Genomic DNA, 17,219 nt, shown 5'->3' with positions numbered 1-17,219 from the left:
CAGCCAACTCTGTCGGCCCTTCAGGGCTGGCGCGCAGGTTTTTGGCGCCATTTTTTGCTTACTGGTGCTTGGCATGGCCACTTCGCATGTGGTGGCCCAAGACGTGCCAGCAACGCCTCTGCAGACAGCCTCTGCGGTCAAACGGCCCAGCCCAACGGCGCCGACCAGAACGTCAAATGCCCCAGGTAAATCTTCTCAACCGAGCTGGCAAGATTTAACGCCCGCGCAGCAGTTGTCGCTCATGCCCCTGGCGGCCCATTGGAGTTCACTGGATAGCGCCAAAAAGCGCAAATGGATCGCCCTTGCTGCGAATTATTCAGCCCTGGCACCGGCGGAGCAGGCCAAGCTTCACAGTCGCATGACCGAATGGGCGTCGCTGAGCCCAAAGCAGCGGGATCAGGCGCGACTCAACTTTGCCCAGACCAAGCAACTCAGTCCGACCCAAAAAGCCGCCACTTGGCAGGCCTACCAAGCGCTCAGTCCTGAAGAAAAACAAAAACTGGCCAAATCAGCACCGCCCAGGCCGACCGGTGCGGCAGCGGCTACCAAACCTGCAGCCCCTGAAAAATTGACGAAAATTCCCCTGCACAAGCAAACAACAAAGCAAGTCTCTGAGGCACCTGCAATCAATCCAGCGGTGAACCGCAACACCCTGTTGCCGCGTGCAAAGCCGCTGCCTGAGCCTAAACCCACGCAGCAAAACTGAATGGAAACCCCTTCTCTTGCCCGGCGCATGGCCTGCTGGCTGTATGAGGGCATGTTGATGTTTGGCGTGGTCTTCATCGCCGGCTATCTCTTTGGCACCCTGAGCCAAACGCGCAATGCCATGGACAACCGTCATGCCCTGCAAGCGTTTCTATTTGTCGTTTTTGGCATCTATTTCGTCTGGTTCTGGTCCCAAGGCCAAACCCTGGCCATGAAAACCTGGAACATCCAGGTGGTGGATCGTGCCGGCCAGCCCATCACACAAGCGCGAGCTTTGCTGCGCTATGTGCTCTGCTGGCTCTGGTTTTTGCCAGCGTTGGCGGGCGTTGCCCCCTTCAAGTTGACTGGCTCTGAATCTGTCGTTATCGTGATCAGCTGGGTGGTGATCTGGGCTATTTTCAGCCGCCTTCAGCCGCAACAACAATTCTGGCACGACGTGCTGGCAGGCACCCGGCTGGTGTCAAAGCCCCGCTTGAATCGGTAGCACTCCAGACGCAATTCGCCTCGTGTTCACGTTGGCTTCAACCAAGGGTTCGTTCCGGAATGGCTTGCACAACTTGTTTCCGAACCGGCTCTAATCGCTGCTTGGCCATTCGGCAAATGGGAAAGGCAACTCTTCCGACGCAAAACTGACGAAGTTCGCATTCTGGGCCTGGTAGCGTCCCAGACTGCAACCAAACGCTGACAAGCGCGGGTTGGGCGTTTGGCTCACCAGCGCCAGAATAAACTGAATGATCGCCACAAAGAACAGCAGGGTGCTGGCCAACTGGTAGGCCAGAGCCATCAAAATCATCAGCAGGCCTCGCATCCAGATGCTGCGGGGGCCCTCGGTTTCAGTCGAAAAGTCGTTCATGGTCTCTCCTTTTTCTCAGCAAAAATCCCCGATGTGATCTCATAAGACCGCAGCCGCGCCGAATGTTCATAAATTTGCGACGTGATCATCAACTCATCGGCCCCGGTGCGCTCGATAAATGCCTTCAGGCTGGCGCGCACGGTGCCCGGCGCACCAATGGCCGAGCACGACAAAACGCTCTCAAGCAAGGCTCGCTCGGCTGGACCCACACGGTTGGCGTAGCCGGCTAGCGGCGGGGGCAGCCGGGCCGGGCGACCGCTGCGCAGGTTGACAAAGGCCTGCTGCATCGAGGTGGCCCGAAAAGCTGCTTCTTCGTCGCTATCGGCGGCGAACACGTTAAAGCCAAGCATGACGTAGGGTTTTGCCAGGTGCGTTGAAGGCGAGAAGCTGGTCCGGTACAGATCAATCGCCTGCATCATCTGTTGGGGTGCGAAGTGGGAGGCGAAAGCATAGGGCAGACCCAGCACGGCGGCCAGTTGCGCGCCAAACAGGCTGGAGCCCAGAATCCAGATCGGCACATTCAAACCCTGGCCTGGCACCGCATGCACCGGGTTGATTGATTCCTTTGAAAAATAATCCATCAGTTCGACCACATCGCGCGGAAACTCGTCGGCGTCCGACGCCAGGTTGCGGCGTAGCGCGCGCGCGGTGGTCTGGTCCGAGCCGGGCGCACGGCCCAGCCCGAGGTCAATGCGGCCAGGGTAGAGCGATTCCAGGGTGCCAAATTGCTCGGCGATGACCAGCGGCGAATGGTTGGGCAGCATGATGCCGCCCGCGCCGACCCGAATCGTGGATGTGCCGCCCGCCACGTGCCCAATGAGCACCGAAGTCGCGGCACTGGCAATACCCGGCATGCCGTGATGCTCCGCCAGCCAGTAACGTTGGTAGCCCCAGCGTTCGGCGTGCTGGGCCAGGTCAAGGGTGTTGCGAAACGACTGCGCCGCGTCGCCACCTTGCACAATGGGGGAGAGGTCGAGAACTGAAAAGGGAATCATGTGCAGCATGTTAGGTCATTCAAAATGAATGACAAGTGGGAGGCCTGCAAAACTCCATCTTGCCAACTTTGCAAAACTGGACAACACTGTTCTCCAGAAATTGCATGAAACCTGTCCAAGGAATAACAAAAAATGGCCATTTCCAGTCTGCCGCCCGATGTGCTTCGCGTCACGGTCGCTCCCGAGTCCCTCGGGTTCTCTGATACCTCCGAGTTATTGCAACTCCCGCTGCCCTGGATCGGGCAGGAGCGCGCCGAAATCGCCGCGCGCTTCGGCCTTGGCATGGAACAGCTCGACTACAACCTGTTTGTTCTGGGTGAGGTCGGCAGCGGACGCTCCACCTTGTTGCGCCAGGTGATGCAGGAGGTGGCGGCCCATCGGGCGGCGCCGCCCGACTTGTGCTACCTGCACAACTTCGATGCGCCGGACAAGCCCCGTGCCCTGCGCCTGCCACCGGGGCAGGGACGTTTGCTGCGCCAGTTCATGGCCCAAATGTGCAAAACCCTGCAAAAAGAGATACCCCAGCGCCTGGATGGCCCCGACTTCAAGGCCGAGAGCAAGCACATCGAAAAGACCTACAAGGTCGAACAGGCCAAGGCCTATGCCGAACTCGACGCCTTTGCCGAGGCCCGCAGCTTTGCCCTGTACCGGGAGAATGGACATTTGGTGTTCACCTTGCTGGGCGACAAAGGCACGGCGCTGACCGAGAGCGAGGCGCGTTCGCTGCCGAAAGAGCGACGGGCCCGGATTGACCAGGCCGAGCAGGAATTGCGCGAGGAAATCACCCGCTTTCTGGACAAGACCCGCCCGATAGAGCGGGTCATGAATGAAGGCCTGGCCGCCCTGCGGCGTCAGGTCGCCCGCCCGCTGCTGGACCGCGAAGTGCAGGAAATCCGTCTGGGCTTGAACAAGCAGATCAAGGACGCCATCAAGCTCTCTGACTATCTGGAGCAGGTGATCAAGGATGTGCTGGACAACCTGGAGCTGTTCCAGGTGTCGGACGAGGATGATGAACTGCGCCAGGAAGAACTGGTCGACGTTTTGTCCCGTTACCGGGTGAACCTGCTGGTGGACAACGAAGGGCTGGTGGGTGCGCCGGTGATCATCGAGAACAACCCCTCGTTTCGCTCCCTGTTTGGCAGCATCGAATACCAGCCCGACGAAGATGTGCTGGTGACCGATTTCTCCCGCATCCGCGCTGGCAGTCTGCTCAAGGCGCATGGCGGTTTCATGATGCTGCATCTGCGCGACTTGTTGACCGATGAATGGATGTGGGAGAAGCTGCGGCGTTTCACGCGCAGCGGCCGTTTGCAGATCGAAGAACCCGGCCCGATGCTCTCGCCGATGGCCGCCGTGTCACTGGAGCCCGAGGCGGTGGACGTGGAGGTCAAGATTGTGCTGATTGGCTCGACTGAGCAGTACTACGAATTGCAGGAGGCCGACCCGGAGTTTGCACGCCGTTTTCGGGTCAAGGTGGATTTTGCCGAGAGCTTTCTGGCCAATGCCCAGACCTATGGCGCCTCAGCCGTGTTTGTGGCCCACACCGCGGCCCGCTTGGGCTTGCCCCATTTTTCGGCCCCAGCGGTGGCGCGTCTGCTGGAGGATTCGCACCGTGAGGTGGACGACCAGTTGCGCCAGAGTGCCATCTTTGCCCGCACCGAGGCCCTGGTAATGGAAAGCGCCACTGTCTGCCGCACGCGCGCGGGCACGCGGGTTGAAGCCGTCGATGTTGAGGCTGCCTTGCAGGCGCGCAAGCTGCGCCATGACTACCCGGACCAGCGCCTGCAGGAATCCATCACTGAGGGTGACTGGCTGATCACCTTGCATGGCGAGAAAACCGGCCAGCTCAACGGCCTGTCGCAAATCGACCTGGGCGATTACAGATTTGGCCTCCCGGTGCGGGTGACGGCGCGCACCTATGCCGGCAATGAGGGTTTGCTCAACATTGAGCGCGAGGTGGAAATGTCCGGCCCCATCCACGACAAAGGCGTGCTGATACTGCACAGCTACCTGTCGGCGCTGTTCGCCCACATAGCGCCGCTGGCGCTGAACGCCTCCATCGTGTTTGAGCAGGAGTACCACGGTATCGAGGGGGATTCGGCATCTTGCGCCGAGCTCTATGCGGTGCTGTCGTCGCTCTCTAGCCTGCCGCTCAAGCAGGGCATTGCCGTCACCGGTGCGGTCAACCAGCACGGGGAAGTGTTGCCGGTGGGGGGCATCAACGAGAAGATTGAAGGTTACTTCCGGACCTGCCAAAAGGCCGGACTCGATGGCCAACAAGGGGTGCTGATTCCGTGGCGCAATCGGCGCCACCTGATGCTGGAGCGCGAACTGGTCGAGGCGGTGTCGCAGGGCCTGTTTCACATTTACACCGCCGAACATGCCAGCGAAGGCATTGAGCTGCTCACCGGCTTCTCCTCAGGCATGCCCATGGGCGCGAGCGGCTACGCGCAGGACAGTGTGCTGGGCCATGCCCAGAAAACGCTGCAGGGCTACCGCCGGGCCTGCCAGTTGGCCGACCATCCGAGGCTGCCGCACGGGAAGTCACGCTGATGCCGCTCCGACGGGCGTCATCTGGCCGTCGCCGCCCGAGTCGGATCCACGCGCGTCGACGCTTGTTGGGCTGTTGGCAATCGGCAGGTTTCGTGGGCAGACAGAAGCGAAACATGGACCGCTTCGGGCTATGATCCAGCTCCTTTCAAACAGCCTGGGAGTGTGGGCGTGCGGGCTTTTATCGATTTCCCGGCAAGTCTGCCGGCCGCGCCGGGCGGCGTGCAGTCGGCTCGCTGGAGCGCCCGCTTTGAAGCCCCCTTGCAAGTGCTCACCGCCTGGCAGCTTCACGAGGTGCCAGCCGTGCTGCAACAGGTTCAGCAACAGGCCCGGGCCGGGCGCTGGTGTGTGGGCGAGCTGGCCTATGAGGCGGCCAGTGCTTTTGATGCCGCACTCGTCACGCAGCAGGCGTGCCCAGATTGGCCTCTGGCCCGATTTGCCGTGTTTGACCGCCCGTTTCCAGAATCGCAAACTGCGTCACCGCCGCCGGTCGCACCTAGTGCGGGTGCTGCGCCGCATCCGATGCCGGAGTGGACCTTGGCGAGCGACTTCGCGGACTACGCCACACGCTTCGAGCGCGCGCGCCAGGCGATGGCGGATGGCGAGTGTTATCAGGTCAATCTGACTGAGGCGCTACGGGCGCGGTGGCCAGCGGCCGATACCCGTGACATCGCGGCTTGGTTCGAGCGGCTGCGCGCAGCCCAACCCGGCGGCTATCAGGCCTGGCTCGACTGGGGTGAACAGCAGGTGCTGAGCCTGTCGCCCGAACTGTTTTTTGATTGGCGGCCCGATGGTGCAGAGGGCGTGTTGACCTGCCAGCCGATGAAGGGCACGGCGCCCCGCCACGCCGATCCTCGACTCGACGCGCAAGCCTGCTCGCAACTGCGCGAGAGCGCCAAAGAGCAGGCCGAAAACGTGATGATTGTGGATCTGCTGCGCAACGATATGGGGCGTATCGCCCAGCCCGGCAGCGTGCAGGTGTCCAGGCTGTTTGCGGTGCAGGCCTTGCCCACGGTGTGGCAAATGACTTCAACCGTTTGCGCGCGCACGCGCCCGGGCGTTGGTTTGCCCGAACTGTTTGCGGCGATGTTCCCATGCGGCTCGGTGACCGGCGCGCCCAAGGCGCGCGCCATGCACTGGATTGCTGCGCTGGAGCGTGGGCCGCGTGGCGTCTACTGCGGTGCCGTGGGGGTGGTGCGCCCCGGTGGCGCTGCGACTTTCAACGTACCGATTCGCACCGTCGCGCTGCAGCGTGGATCGGTCGCGCCGGGCCCACCGGCCGCGCCGGCATGGCACGGTCACTTTGGTGTTGGCAGCGCCATTACCTTTTATGCCGAGCCGCTGGCCGAGTGGCGCGAACTGGCTGCCAAGACGCGCTTTCTGGCGCGCGCTGCACAGCGCTTTGAGTTGTTGGAGACCCTGCGTCTCGAAGCAGGGCACTACTGGCTGCTGGAACAACATCTGGCGCGCATGGCGGGCAGCGCTGCCTACTTCGGCTTTGAGTGGCGGCCCGCTGACGTGCAGGCCTGTCTGGATCAGTTGCTTGGCGGGCGCGAGCAGGGCGTGTATCGGGTGCGGCTGACTTGTTCTTCGGAAGGTCAGGTCCAGGCTCAGGCCTTTGATTTGCAGCCGAGCCCGCAGCCCGTGTTTTTCAACCTGAGCGCGCAGGCCCTCGAATCGATGGGTCGCGAGCACGAGTTCGTGACCCACAAGACCACGCGTCGCCAGCATTACGAAACCCGGCTGCGCAGCGCGCCGGGCGTATTCGACACCTTGATGCGCAACGAGCGCGGCGAGTTGACCGAGTTCACCCGTGGCAATCTGGCGCTCAAGATGGCCGGGCGCTGGCGCACCCCCGCCTTGCACTGCGGACTGCTGGCCGGCACTTACCGTGCTGACTTGTTGGCACGGGGCGATTTGACCGAGGAGGTCTTGACACTGGCTGATTTGCAAGGAGCCGAAGAAGTGGCGTTCTTCAACAGTGTGCGCGGCTGGCTGGTGGCGCGGCTGGTGGCGTGAGTTCAAGGCTGGGCACGGGATTGAGCACTTAGCCCCGTAAGTTTTTTTCGAAAAACGCCATGGTGCGTTGCCAGGCCACTGTGGCGCTGGCGGCGTCAAAGCGCGGTGTGGTGTCGTTGTTGAAGCCATGCTGGGTGCCGGGGTACTGATAGGCTGTGTAGTGCACCCCGGCGGCCTTGAGTGCCGCTTCATACGCGGGCCAGGAGGCATTGATTCGTTCGTCGGTACCGGCAAAGTGAAGCAGCAGCGGAGCTTTGACCTTGGCAGCGTCCTCGGCCGGCGGATGGTTGCCATAGAAAGTCACGGCCGCGTCCAACTCGGGCAGGTGGGTGGACAGAACATGCGCCACGCCCCCGCCCCAGCAAAAGCCCACTGTACCGAGTTTGCCGTTGCAGTCGCCGCGGCCTTTCAGGTAGCGTGCGCCAGCCAAAAAATCCTCGCGGGTTTTGTCTTGATCGAGCTTGGCAAACAGTTCGCGCGCCTTGTCTTCATCGCCCGGGTAGCCGCCCAGCGGCGTCAGTGCGTCCGGCGCAAACGCCATGAAGCCGTCCAGCGCCAGGCGCCGCGCAATGTCCTCGATATGCGGATTGAGGCCGCGATTTTCGTGCACCACCAGGATGCCAGGCAGCGCGCCGCTGGCATTGGCCGGGCGCGCCAGGTAGCCCTGGATCGTGCCGTAGCCCGCAGGCGAGGGGTATTGCACGCGTTCGGTCTTGAGCCGCCTGTCGTCTGGAGACACTTGCTGCGCCTGCGCAAAATTCGGGCTCAGCGCAGCGAGCAGCATGCCTGCGGTCATGCCGGCTACCGCAAACTTCTGCGCCCCTTCCAGAAAGCCGCGCCGGTCAATGGTGCCGTGTACGTAGGCATCAAACAAAATCAGCAGTTCCTGGTCAAAGTCTTGTGCAGTCAGGCGTTTCATGATCAAGCTCCAAAAATGGCAGGATAGCGGTAGAGCTGAATGCTCGCAAGGCAGGCGTAAAAGACGGACAAGTCAGTGGGGTTGAAGTCTCTGCAAAGCCATGCACAATCGCCAGGTTTTCTCTGCATAGCGCCACTCAGCGGCGGATACCAAATGACTCATCAAAAACGCGATGGCAAGCCTGACCCACAAGGCGCCGCAAAAAGCGTGTTCATCACCGGCGCCTCGTCCGGCCTCGGGCGCCAGATGGCGATCGAATTCTCCCGGCGCGGCTACCGGCTGGCGCTCTGCGCCCGCCGCCTGGATGTGCTCATGGCCTTGCGGACCGAACTGCAAGCCGAGGGTGGCAGCGCGGTATTTGTGGCGGCACTGGACGTGACCGACGAGGCGGCGGTGGCCCAGGTGTTTTCCCAGGCCCGCGCGCAATTGGGTTCGCTTGACATCGTGGTGGCCAATGCGGGTATTGGTCACCATGGCACCATCGGCAAACTGCCGTTTGAGCGGGTGCGCGACACCATCAACACCAACGTCATCGGCTTCATGGCCACGGTGGACGCGGCCATGCATCATTTCAAGGAACAGGGCCACGGTCATCTGGTCGGCATCAGCTCGGTGGCGGCCTTTCGCGGCATGCCCGCTGGGGGCGTTTATGGGGCATCCAAGGCCGCAGTCACGACCTATCTGGAGTCGCTGCGGGCCGAAACGCACAGCAGCCCGATTGTTGTCACCACGCTGTCGCCGGGTTTTATTGACACGCCGATCAACCGTGGCGCGAAAAGCCGCCCGTTTGTGATCGGGGTCGAGCGTGGTGGCAAATTGTTGGTGGATTTGATTGAGCGCCAGGTCGAACAGGCCACGGTGCCGCGCTGGCCCTGGAGCGTGGTGGCCAGAATCATGGCCGTGTTGCCGACGTCTGTCATTGCAAAACTGAGATGAAGGCAGACCCGCATGACTGAAAAAGCATTGATTGTTGGCGGTGGCATCGGTGGTCTGGCCGCTGCGCTGGCTTGCGTGCGCGCAGGTGTGGAAGTTGACTTGTTTGAGCGCGCCGCTGAGTTTTCCGAGGTCGGGGCCGGTATTCAACTGGGCCCCAATGTGACGGCGGTGCTCCATGTCTGGGGTTTAAAGGACGTGCTGGCCAGCGTGGCCGCCTTTCCGGAGCGCCTGCAGGTGCGCAGTGCGAGCTCGGGCGCCGAGTTGGGCGTGTTGGCGCTGGGGTCGGTGGCGCAGGCGCGTTATGGCTTTCCCTATGCGACGATTCACCGGGCTGATCTGCATGCCTTGCTGCTCACTGCCTTGCAGTCGCAGACGGGGGTGCGGCTCTATGCGGGCAGTGCGGCGGCTGGTTTTGCGCAGCATGACGATGGTGTGACGCTGCAGATGGCTGATGGCCGCGAGGCGCACGGTGAGCTGCTGGTGGGCGCCGATGGTCTGTGGAGCGCGGTGCGCCAGCAGTTGCTCCACGATGGCAAGCCGCTTGCCACCGGGCACCTGGCCTACCGCGCGCTGGTGCCGCAAAGCAGCTTGCCTGAGCGTATGCGCTCGCAACAAGTCACCGCCTGGCTGGGGCCCCGGCTGCATGTGGTGCAGTACCCCGTGCGCCGGGGCGACTGGCTCAACGTGGTGGCCATCGTGCAGGGCCGCATGGTGGGAGAGGTCGAGAGCTGGGACCACAGCGCCAATGCCGCCGAGTTGCAGCGCTTGATGGCCGCCACCTGCGCGCCCTTGCAGGGTTTGATTCATGCCATTGAACAGTGGCGGCTGTGGCCCTTGAGCATCCGCTTGCCCATGCGCGGCGCCCACGAGCAGGCGCAGGGGCGGGTGGCGCTGCTGGGTGATGCAGCGCACCCCATGCTGCCCTATCTGGCGCAGGGTGCGGGCATGGCCCTGGAAGACGCGGCTGAACTGGGCCGGGTGCTGACACGAGATGGCGCGACCCGACCGGTGGCGCGGTCGCGCGACCTGCCCGCCTTGTTAAACCAGTACGCCCAGCGCCGCTGGCAACGCAACGCCCGGGTGCAGGCGCGCGCAATCCGTAATGGGAAAATATTTCATGCCACCGGGCCCATGCGCTGGGGTCGCGATGCTGCCATGAAGCTGCTGGGCGAGTCGCTGCTGGACTTGCCTTGGTTGTATGGCGGTTCGTCGTTATAAAACGCTATATTATTTATAGCGCGCTATGCTTTGTTGACGGCGACTACAGCTTGATTTTGTTCATATATTTTCGTCGCTCGGTTGAAGCGGCCAAATGAGACTGAAATGGCCCCAATAGCCAAAGCCCCGCGGCGGCGGGCGTTTGTGGGCACCGAAGACCTGGCCAGGCAGCGCACACAAACGCTGATGCCAAGCGATCAACTATCATGGCCGTTACGCTGATCGGCAAATAGTCTATAGAAAGAGATTCATCATGAAAATTCGTACTCTGCTGTTGCTGCTGGTTCTGAGTCTGGTGGTTGGCTTTGCCGCACTCAACCGGACAGCGTTCCTGGCCCCAACCACGCTGTCGCTGGGGCTGGCTGACGTGCAGGCGCCGCTGGGCCTGGTCATGCTCGGGCTGCTGGTTTTTGTTACCGGGATGTTCCTGGTGTTTGTGCTGTACCTGCAGACCACGGTGCTGTTTGATACGCGCCAACACGCCAAGGAGCTGCAGAGTAACCGCAAACTGGCAGACCAGGCCGAGGCGTCGCGGTTTACCGAGCTGCGCAGCTTTCTGGAACTCGAACTCAAAAAACAACTGGATCAGGATGGACACTCGCGTGCCGCGGTGCTGACCCGGATCGATCAGATGGAGGCCACCTTGCGCCTGGTTGTTGAGCAGTCAGGCAACTCGCTGGCCGCCACCCTGGGCGAGCTGGAAGACCGGTTGGACAAGGGCAATAAAGACACGACGCACAACCTGTTGGCGTAACCGGATTCAAGTTGGCTTGCTGATGGCTGTGTGTTGGTCTGCCGGCAAGTGCTGGCGCGCCACAAAGCGCAGCAGGGCGCTCAAGCCCAACGCTGCCACCGTCAAACCCACGACGAGCGCGATCCAGAAACCTCTTGCTGCCATCGGCTGGGCGGGCGCCCACGGCAGCCACTTGGGTGCCAGCCCCAGCGCATAACCCAGCGGCAGCGAAAACACCCAGAAGGCGGTGAGCTGGATCAGCATCGGCGCGCGCGTGACCTTGTAGCCGCGAATGGCGCAACTGGTGGCGACCTGCGTGGCATCCGAGAGCTGAAAGAAGGCCGCCAAAATCAGCAACTGCGCCGCCGTCCCGGCCACCGCTTCATCGCTGGTGTAGGCAGCGGCAATTTGCCCGTTGAACAGCGCCATGCCGGTGGCGGACAGCACGGCAAAGGCCAGCGCCATGGCCACGCCGACCCAGGCCCGAAAACGTGCAGCGTGCGCTTCGCCCGCACCCAGCGCCTGGCCGACGCGGGTCAGCAGCGCCAGCCCCAGACTCAGCGGCAGCATGAACACCAGGGAAGAAAAATTCAGGGCAATCTGGTGCGCGGCCATCTCGGTGCTGCCAAATTTGGCGATCAGCAAGGCAATCAGGCTGAAGGCGCTGGTCTCGGCAAAATAAGTGATACCTATGGGCAAGCCCAGGTGCAGCAGGCTGCGCACTTGCGGCCAGTGCGGCCACTCGAAGCACGCGAACGGCCAAGTGCTGCGGTAGGCGCTGGCGCGGCGCATCCACCACAGCAGGGCCAGCAGGTTGAACCAGACGCAGACCAAGGTGGACCAGGCGCAGCCCAGGCCACCCAGCCGGGGCAAGCCCAGCTTGCCGAATACCAGCAGCCAGTTCACCACCACGTTGAGCAGCAGCGCGCCCAGCGCAATCACCATCACGGGCTTGGTCTGGTTCAGGCTGATGCTGTAGCCGTACAGCACGCGGTAGGCCGCAAAGGCGGGCAGGGCCAGGCTGGTGATCACCACAAAGTCTTTCGCCAGGTCGCGCACCTGCGCCTGCAGCGCCAGGTGGTCAAACACGCTGCCGGCCAGGTTCGCCAGCAGCACGGCAATCAAGCCCACACCCAGGGCCTGCCACAGCGCCTGGCGCACCACATGCGGCACCTGGCTGAATTCACGCGCTCCCACCAGGTGGGCCACCACCGGGCTGACCGCCATCATGACACCCATGAGGGTGATGATGACCATGTTCCAGATCGACACGCCCAGCGCCACCCCGGCCAGATCGTTCGCCGAGGCATGCCCGGCCATCGCCACCTCCACCACCGACATGCCGACGTTGGCCAGTTGCCCGATCAGGATCGGCCACGCCAGCTGCCACAAGGCGCGCGCTTCCCGTCCGATGCGGGCGCGCGGCGCCGGCGCTGACAGGCGCCGCAAGGAGGAGATGGAAGGCATGGGTCAGGAATGAAGGGCTGGACGCCGTCGCTCGGGTGGGTCTGGCGGGCTCAACGCCCGCGCAGGAACAAGGCGTCGAGTTCGCTCAGTTTGAATTGGCGCCAGGTCGGGCGGCCGTGGTTGCACTGGTCGCTGCGCTCGGTGGCTTCCATCTGGCGCAGCAGCGCGTTCATTTCTTCCAGTGTCAGCCGACGGTTGGCGCGCACCGCACCGTGACAGGCCATGCTGGAGAGCAACTCGTTTTGCGCCCGCTCGATGACGGTGCTGGCTTCATGCTGGGCCAGTTCGGCCAGCACGCCGCGCGCCAGTTCAACCGCGTCGCCCTGGGCCAGCGTGGTGGGCACGGCGCGTACCGCCAGCGTTTTGGCGGAAAACGCGGTGATCTCCAGGCCCAAGGTTTGCAGGGTGTCGACGTGCGCCTCAGCGGTGGTGACTTCGCTCGGCGTGGCGGCAAACGTGGCCGGAATCAACAGCGGTTGACTGGCCAAGCCGGGCCGGGTGGCCGACGAGCCGATCCAGCCTGATGTGGCATTGACGGCGCTGCCTCGCTCACGCCACTGCGCTTTCAGCCGCTCGTAAACGATGCGCTCGTGGGCGGCGTGCATGTCGACAATGATCAGCCCTTGCGCGTTCTCGGCCAGTATGTAGATGCCCTGCAATTGCGCCAGTGCGCGCCCCAGAGGCCAGTCGCCGCCGGGCAAGGGGGCAGCGGGCGGTGCGGTCAAGGGCGCGGCCAGGGCTGGCTTGTTGTGCAGGCCCACTGGCGCGGCCCCATCCGGCTGCCAGAGCGCGCCCAGGTCGCTCACCCGGTGGCCGGTCTGTACTCCAAAATTGATAGCTGCTTGCTCAGAGATGACGGGGGCTAGAGACTGATTTTGTATATAAACAACCGGAGCGGAGGGCTCAGGCGCAAGGCCTGCATTTGCGGCGGCAACGCTCTGCCTGCCGGTCGTGCCCAAGGAGGTGGCGCTGCCCACACGCGGCGCTGCCAGCGCGTCTTCCAGCGCGTGGCGCACGGCCTGATGCACCTCGCGGCTGTCCCTGAAGCGCACTTCGATCTTGGTCGGGTGCACGTTGACATCGACGCGGGTTGGATCAATCTCGACATACAGCGCAAACACCGGCTGGCGCTGGCCGTGCAGCACGTCGTCATAGGCGCTGCGGGCGGCATGCGACAGAACTTTGTCGCGCACAAAGCGGCCGTTGACGTAAGCAAACTGCTGGTCGGCGCGCGCCCGTGCGGCATCCGGAATACCGGCCCGGCCCCAGACCCGGATGCTTGGTGTGTTGTCGCTGCGGCCCGGACTGGTGCTGCTCTGAAAATCGACCCACACCGAGCGCGCCACAAACTCTGCACCCAGCACATCGGCCAGGCGCTGCTCCAGCGCGGCCAGGGCAGGGCCGCGACCCTCGCAGCGGCGCCACTGCTCCACCAGCTTGCCCTCATGCCAGATGGCAAAGCCCACATCGGGGCGCGCCAGGGCGTGGCGGCGCACCGCCTCGACGCAGTGCGCCAGTTCGGTGGCGTCAGTTTTCAGGAATTTGCGCCGCGCCGGGGTGCTGAAGAACAGCTCTTTCACCTCCACTGTGGTGCCGGTGCTGCGCGCCACCGGCTGCAACTCGCCGCTGCCGCCATCCAGCAAATAGGCATTGTTTTGGCCCGTAGCCCTGGACCGTATGACGCAGTCAGCTATTGAATTAATAGCTGCAAGTGCCTCGCCGCGAAAGCCCATGGTGCCCACCGACTCCAGGTCAGTCAGGCTGCTGATCTTGCTGGTGGCGTGGCGCTTGAAAGCCATCGGCAGTTCTTCGCGCAGGATGCCTGCGCCGTCGTCTTCCACCGCAATCAGGCGCACGCCGCCGGCCAGCAGCCGCACCGTGACCTGGGTGGCGCCGGCGTCCAGCGCGTTGTCCACCAACTCGCGCACCACCGAGGCCGGCCGCTCCACCACCTCACCGGCGGCAATCTGGCTGATCAGCTCGTCGGGCAGTTCGAGAATGGGGCGGCGGGGGGCGGGGGCGGCAAGATGGAGGGTAGCGTTCACCGGGGCATTTTAGGGTGCGATTTGAAGGCTTAGCTTGGGCCGGCCGGAAACCCTGAAACACGTGCTGGGAAAAAACCTGAAAAAAAGCTTGCGTCATCAGATGAGAATCGTTATCATTCACATATCAACTTTTGGGAACCATCAATGAAACGCTTGCTCGCTACCGCTCTTTTGTCGTTTGTCGCCGCGACCGCCTTTGCCGCCGGTGACGAATTCACGCTGACGATCAAGGACCACGCCTTTGAACCGAAGGAGATCACGCTCCCCGCAGGTAAAAAAGTCAAGTTGCTGGTGGTGAACAAGGATGCCACACCGGCCGAGTTTGAAAGCAAACCGCTGGGTCGCGAGAAAGTTATTCCCGGTAAAGCATCGGCTACCATCAACCTTGGCCCCTTGAAGCCGGGCCGCTATGCCTTCGTCGAGGAATATCACGAAAACGAAGCCGCCGCACAAGGCACCATCATTGTCCAATGAAATCCTGACCAGGAACCGCCATGTTCGCCGCTGCACTCATCGTTTTTCGTGAATCGCTGGAAGCCGCGCTGATCATCAGCATCATGGCCGCCGCCACGCGCGGGATTCCCGCGCGCGCGCGCTGGATCGTCACCGGCGTGCTGGCCGGACTGGCCGGCGCGGCCGTGGTGGCTTCGAGCATGGAATTGATTTCCAACCTGGCCAGCGGCATGGGCCAGGAGCTGTTCAATGCCGGCATTTTGACGCTGGCCGTTGGCATGCTGGCCTGGCACAACATCTGGATGTCGGTCCATGGCCGCGAAATGGCGGCGCAGGCCATGAACACGGCGCGCGCCATCAACGAGGGCACCCGTGAACAGTCCGTGATTTTCATCGTGGTGGCACTCGCTGTCTTGCGCGAAGGCTCGGAAACCGTGCTGTTTCTGTACAGCCTGGCGACCAGCAGCGCGGACGGCTTTCGCACCACCGTCAACGGCGGTCTCGGTGGTCTGGCGGCGGGCGCGCTGGTGGGGGGGCTGTTGTACGCCGGATTGCTGCGCATCCCGTTGCGCTGGTTCTTCTCGATCACGGGCGTCCTTGTGCTGCTGCTGGCCGCCAGCATGGCCTCGCAGGCAGCGCGCTTCCTGATCCAGGCCGATTTGCTGCCCAGCCTTGGCGCACCGCTGTGGGACACGTCGGCCGTGCTGTCACAGACCACCGCGGTCGGCATGCTGTTGCACGGACTGGTCGGCTACGACCCGCAACCGGCGGGCATGCAGATCCTGTTCTATGTCGTGGTGCTGGTGATCATTGCCAGTGCCATGTGGTGGGTGACCCCACGCGGACCCAGAAAAACGCGCTAGGTTGTACCGGCCAACCCCGCTGGACCATGGAAAATGCCTGAACCTGGCGAAGGTCCGTGGCCGGCAGATCACGCGGTTGCTCAACACCCAGTGGCACCACACTTTCTTCCGCTTGAGCAGCGCAACAGCGGGTGACCGCGGACGCGGCTCGCAGCCCAGGTCTGTGCCGGTTGCCGGTGGGGATGAGCAGGGATAATCCTCCCCATGGAAATCATTACCTTTCTCTTTGACTTCATTCTCCACGTTGACAAGTACCTGGAGGCTTTTGTGCGCAGCTACGGCCTGTGGGTGTATGCGCTGTTGTTTCTGGTGATTTTTGTCGAGACCGGTGTCGTCGTCATGCCCTTTCTGCCCGGCGACTCGCTCTTGTTTGTGGTGGGTGCCATGTGCGGTGTCGGGCTGATGAGTTACCCGCTGTCGGTGGGCCTGTTGCTGGCGGCGGCCGTGCTGGGCAATCAGTCCAACTATTCGCTGGGGCGCTACTTTGGGCCGCGGGTGTTCAAGTGGGAGGACTCCCGGCTGTTCAACAAAGCCGCCTTTGACCGGGCGCATGATTTTTACGAGCGCTACGGTGGCATCACCCTCGTGGCAGCGCGCTTCATGCCCTTTGTGCGCACGTTTGCGCCTTTTGTGGCGGGTGTGGCGAAAATGACCCGCACCCGCTTCACCTTCTTTGATGTGACCGGCGGCACACTCTGGGTCGTTGGCATCATCACCGTCGGCTATTTTTTCGGCAATATTGCGTTTGTGAAAGCGAATCTGGACAAGATCATCTGGGCCATGATTCTGATTCCCGGGCTGGTGATCCTATTTGGCGCCTGGAAGTCGCGGCGCAAGGCAGTGCAAGCCTGAGGCGCAAGCCTTCGGCCAGTAGAGAAGACTGCCCGTTCAGAGCACCTTGAACAGCTTCTCGCGAAAATCCGGCAGGCGCTTGGCACCGATCGCGCTGGAGCTCATGGTCTCGACCCAAAGCGGGTAGACGCGTCGCAGATCCTCGGTCGTCTGGCAGCCGAAAATGGCTTCCACTGTCGACAGCCGCAGGTTCATCCCGAACACCGTGTTGGTGGTATTGGTCATGAAGTTGCGCGCCATCTCGACGTCCTTGGGGCTGCGTGTTTCGGCTGCAGGCAGGCCCGCCAGCCCGGTGTCCCCGCCTGGCACCGATTGACCTGCCGCTGCCGTCCTGGGCGCAGGCACCGCTTCGATCGGCGCTTGTGCCTCGATGCAGCCGATCTCCATCAATTGGGTGAGCACTGCTTCGACATCTTGGCCCGCAGCGAAGACGGCGAGCTCCTGGCCGCTGCGTTTTCCATCAACGAGCACCAGCAGCCGCCGTGGCAGCGGCCCCAAGCCGAACGAACGAGACTGGATCTCCTGTTGGCCAATGGCGGTCTTGGCAAACACGGCATGGATGAGATCGAGAGCAGCAGCAGTCATGGTGATTTTTTGGGGCAAGGTGACGG

At 62.7% G+C, this 17,219-nt stretch carries 16 protein-coding genes; 10 read left to right on the top strand and 6 right to left on the bottom strand.

From position 1 onward, the window contains the following. Positions 1-73: 73 nt before the first annotated feature. Together RFER_RS16800 and RFER_RS16795 are read left to right on the top strand one after the other, a co-directional pair. Entirely contained in the window at positions 74-706 is a 633-nt protein-coding gene (locus tag RFER_RS16800; RefSeq protein WP_011465591.1) for a DUF3106 domain-containing protein, read from the top strand. Further along, on the top strand, positions 707-1,189 hold the full coding sequence (locus tag RFER_RS16795) for an RDD family protein (RefSeq protein ID WP_011465590.1): 483 nt from the start codon (positions 707-709) through the stop codon (positions 1,187-1,189). Between the two features lie 90 nt (positions 1,190-1,279). On the opposite strand, the gene RFER_RS16790 is transcribed toward RFER_RS16795, so the two are convergent. Together RFER_RS16790 and RFER_RS16785 are read right to left on the bottom strand one after the other, a co-directional pair. After that, positions 1,280-1,558, bottom strand: coding sequence for a DUF4389 domain-containing protein (locus RFER_RS16790; RefSeq protein WP_011465589.1), 279 nt, complete (start codon positions 1,556-1,558; stop codon positions 1,280-1,282). Further along, positions 1,555-2,553: an LLM class flavin-dependent oxidoreductase gene (locus RFER_RS16785; RefSeq protein WP_041792684.1), complete on the bottom strand. Its 999-nt coding sequence runs from the start codon at positions 2,551-2,553 to the stop codon at positions 1,555-1,557. Before RFER_RS16785 ends, RFER_RS16790 begins: the two co-directional genes overlap by 4 nt. 132 nt (positions 2,554-2,685) lie before the next feature. Here RFER_RS16785 and RFER_RS16780 point away from each other — a divergent pair, with 132 nt between their 5' ends. Then, positions 2,686-5,106, top strand: a complete 2,421-nt coding sequence (locus RFER_RS16780) for a Lon protease family protein (protein WP_011465587.1) — start codon at positions 2,686-2,688, stop codon at positions 5,104-5,106. Between the two features lie 168 nt (positions 5,107-5,274). Beyond that, positions 5,275-7,122 carry a chorismate-binding protein gene (locus tag RFER_RS16775; protein WP_011465586.1) on the top strand — a complete coding sequence of 616 codons (1,848 nt, stop codon included), beginning with the start codon at positions 5,275-5,277 and terminating at the stop codon, positions 7,120-7,122. A 28-nt stretch (positions 7,123-7,150) separates the two neighbouring features. Here the strand turns inward: RFER_RS16775 and RFER_RS16770 are convergent, their stop codons facing one another. Continuing rightward, positions 7,151-8,041 (bottom strand): dienelactone hydrolase family protein, encoded by an 891-nt coding sequence (locus tag RFER_RS16770; protein WP_011465585.1) that lies wholly within the window; start codon positions 8,039-8,041, stop codon positions 7,151-7,153. Positions 8,042-8,194: 153 nt separating this feature from the next. Here RFER_RS16770 and RFER_RS16765 point away from each other — a divergent pair, with 153 nt between their 5' ends. From RFER_RS16765 to RFER_RS16755, 3 genes are all read left to right on the top strand, one after another. Further along, entirely contained in the window at positions 8,195-8,977 is a 783-nt protein-coding gene (locus RFER_RS16765) for an SDR family oxidoreductase (RefSeq protein WP_011465584.1), read from the top strand. A 12-nt stretch (positions 8,978-8,989) separates the two neighbouring features. Further along, positions 8,990-10,195, top strand: coding sequence for an FAD-dependent monooxygenase (locus RFER_RS16760; RefSeq protein ID WP_011465583.1), 1,206 nt, complete (start codon positions 8,990-8,992; stop codon positions 10,193-10,195). A gap of 253 nt (positions 10,196-10,448) precedes the next feature. Then, positions 10,449-10,949, top strand: coding sequence for a hypothetical protein (locus tag RFER_RS16755; protein ID WP_011465582.1), 501 nt, complete (start codon positions 10,449-10,451; stop codon positions 10,947-10,949). A 6-nt stretch (positions 10,950-10,955) separates the two neighbouring features. Here the strand turns inward: RFER_RS16755 and RFER_RS16750 are convergent, their stop codons facing one another. Further along, the gene (locus tag RFER_RS16750; protein WP_011465581.1) at positions 10,956-12,395 is read right to left on the bottom strand and encodes an MATE family efflux transporter; all 1,440 of its coding nucleotides are present in this window, start codon (positions 12,393-12,395) and stop codon (positions 10,956-10,958) included. Between the two features lie 50 nt (positions 12,396-12,445). Further along, on the bottom strand, positions 12,446-14,440 hold the full coding sequence (mutL, locus tag RFER_RS16745) for a DNA mismatch repair endonuclease MutL (RefSeq protein ID WP_011465580.1): 1,995 nt from the start codon (positions 14,438-14,440) through the stop codon (positions 12,446-12,448). 144 nt (positions 14,441-14,584) lie between these two features. Here mutL and RFER_RS16740 point away from each other — a divergent pair, with 144 nt between their 5' ends. The 3 genes from RFER_RS16740 to RFER_RS16730 all read left to right on the top strand — a co-directional run bounded on the left by RFER_RS16740 (position 14,585) and on the right by RFER_RS16730 (position 16,608). Then, positions 14,585-14,914, top strand: coding sequence for a cupredoxin domain-containing protein (locus RFER_RS16740; RefSeq protein ID WP_011465579.1), 330 nt, complete (start codon positions 14,585-14,587; stop codon positions 14,912-14,914). 20 nt (positions 14,915-14,934) lie between these two features. Next, the gene (locus RFER_RS16735) at positions 14,935-15,756 is read left to right on the top strand and encodes an FTR1 family iron permease (RefSeq protein WP_011465578.1); all 822 of its coding nucleotides are present in this window, start codon (positions 14,935-14,937) and stop codon (positions 15,754-15,756) included. A gap of 204 nt (positions 15,757-15,960) precedes the next feature. After that, positions 15,961-16,608: a VTT domain-containing protein gene (locus RFER_RS16730; RefSeq protein WP_011465577.1), complete on the top strand. Its 648-nt coding sequence runs from the start codon at positions 15,961-15,963 to the stop codon at positions 16,606-16,608. A gap of 36 nt (positions 16,609-16,644) precedes the next feature. Here RFER_RS16730 and RFER_RS16725 read toward each other — a convergent pair whose 3' ends face one another. After that, positions 16,645-17,193 carry a hypothetical protein gene (locus RFER_RS16725; protein WP_011465576.1) on the bottom strand — a complete coding sequence of 183 codons (549 nt, stop codon included), beginning with the start codon at positions 17,191-17,193 and terminating at the stop codon, positions 16,645-16,647. Positions 17,194-17,219 lie beyond the last annotated feature (26 nt).

The sequence above is a fragment of the Rhodoferax ferrireducens T118 genome, assembly GCF_000013605.1.
GTDB lineage: Bacteria > Pseudomonadota > Gammaproteobacteria > Burkholderiales > Burkholderiaceae_C > Rhodoferax > Rhodoferax ferrireducens.
Note: the sequence above shows the minus strand (reverse complement) of the source record. Positions and strands in the feature narration are given on the sequence as shown.

Bases quoted from the DNA above. Each gene is read 5' to 3' on its own strand.
- RFER_RS16740 (WP_011465579.1), top strand. From the start codon at position 14,585: ATGAAACGCTTGCTCGCTACCGCTCTTTTGTCGTTTGTCGCCGCGACC.
- RFER_RS16750 (WP_011465581.1), bottom strand. From the start codon at position 12,395: ATGCCTTCCATCTCCTCCTTGCGGCGCCTGTCAGCGCCGGCGCCGCGC.
- RFER_RS16730 (WP_011465577.1), top strand. From the start codon at position 15,961: ATGGAAATCATTACCTTTCTCTTTGACTTCATTCTCCACGTTGACAAG.
- RFER_RS16800 (WP_011465591.1), top strand. From the start codon at position 74: ATGGCCACTTCGCATGTGGTGGCCCAAGACGTGCCAGCAACGCCTCTG.
- RFER_RS16765 (WP_011465584.1), top strand. From the start codon at position 8,195: ATGACTCATCAAAAACGCGATGGCAAGCCTGACCCACAAGGCGCCGCA.
- RFER_RS16790 (WP_011465589.1), bottom strand. From the start codon at position 1,558: ATGAACGACTTTTCGACTGAAACCGAGGGCCCCCGCAGCATCTGGATG.
- RFER_RS16735 (WP_011465578.1), top strand. From the start codon at position 14,935: ATGTTCGCCGCTGCACTCATCGTTTTTCGTGAATCGCTGGAAGCCGCG.
- RFER_RS16725 (WP_011465576.1), bottom strand. From the start codon at position 17,193: ATGACTGCTGCTGCTCTCGATCTCATCCATGCCGTGTTTGCCAAGACC.
- RFER_RS16780 (WP_011465587.1), top strand. From the start codon at position 2,686: ATGGCCATTTCCAGTCTGCCGCCCGATGTGCTTCGCGTCACGGTCGCT.
- RFER_RS16785 (WP_041792684.1), bottom strand. From the start codon at position 2,553: ATGATTCCCTTTTCAGTTCTCGACCTCTCCCCCATTGTGCAAGGTGGC.
- RFER_RS16770 (WP_011465585.1), bottom strand. From the start codon at position 8,041: ATGAAACGCCTGACTGCACAAGACTTTGACCAGGAACTGCTGATTTTG.
- RFER_RS16755 (WP_011465582.1), top strand. From the start codon at position 10,449: ATGAAAATTCGTACTCTGCTGTTGCTGCTGGTTCTGAGTCTGGTGGTT.
- RFER_RS16760 (WP_011465583.1), top strand. From the start codon at position 8,990: ATGACTGAAAAAGCATTGATTGTTGGCGGTGGCATCGGTGGTCTGGCC.
- RFER_RS16795 (WP_011465590.1), top strand. From the start codon at position 707: ATGGAAACCCCTTCTCTTGCCCGGCGCATGGCCTGCTGGCTGTATGAG.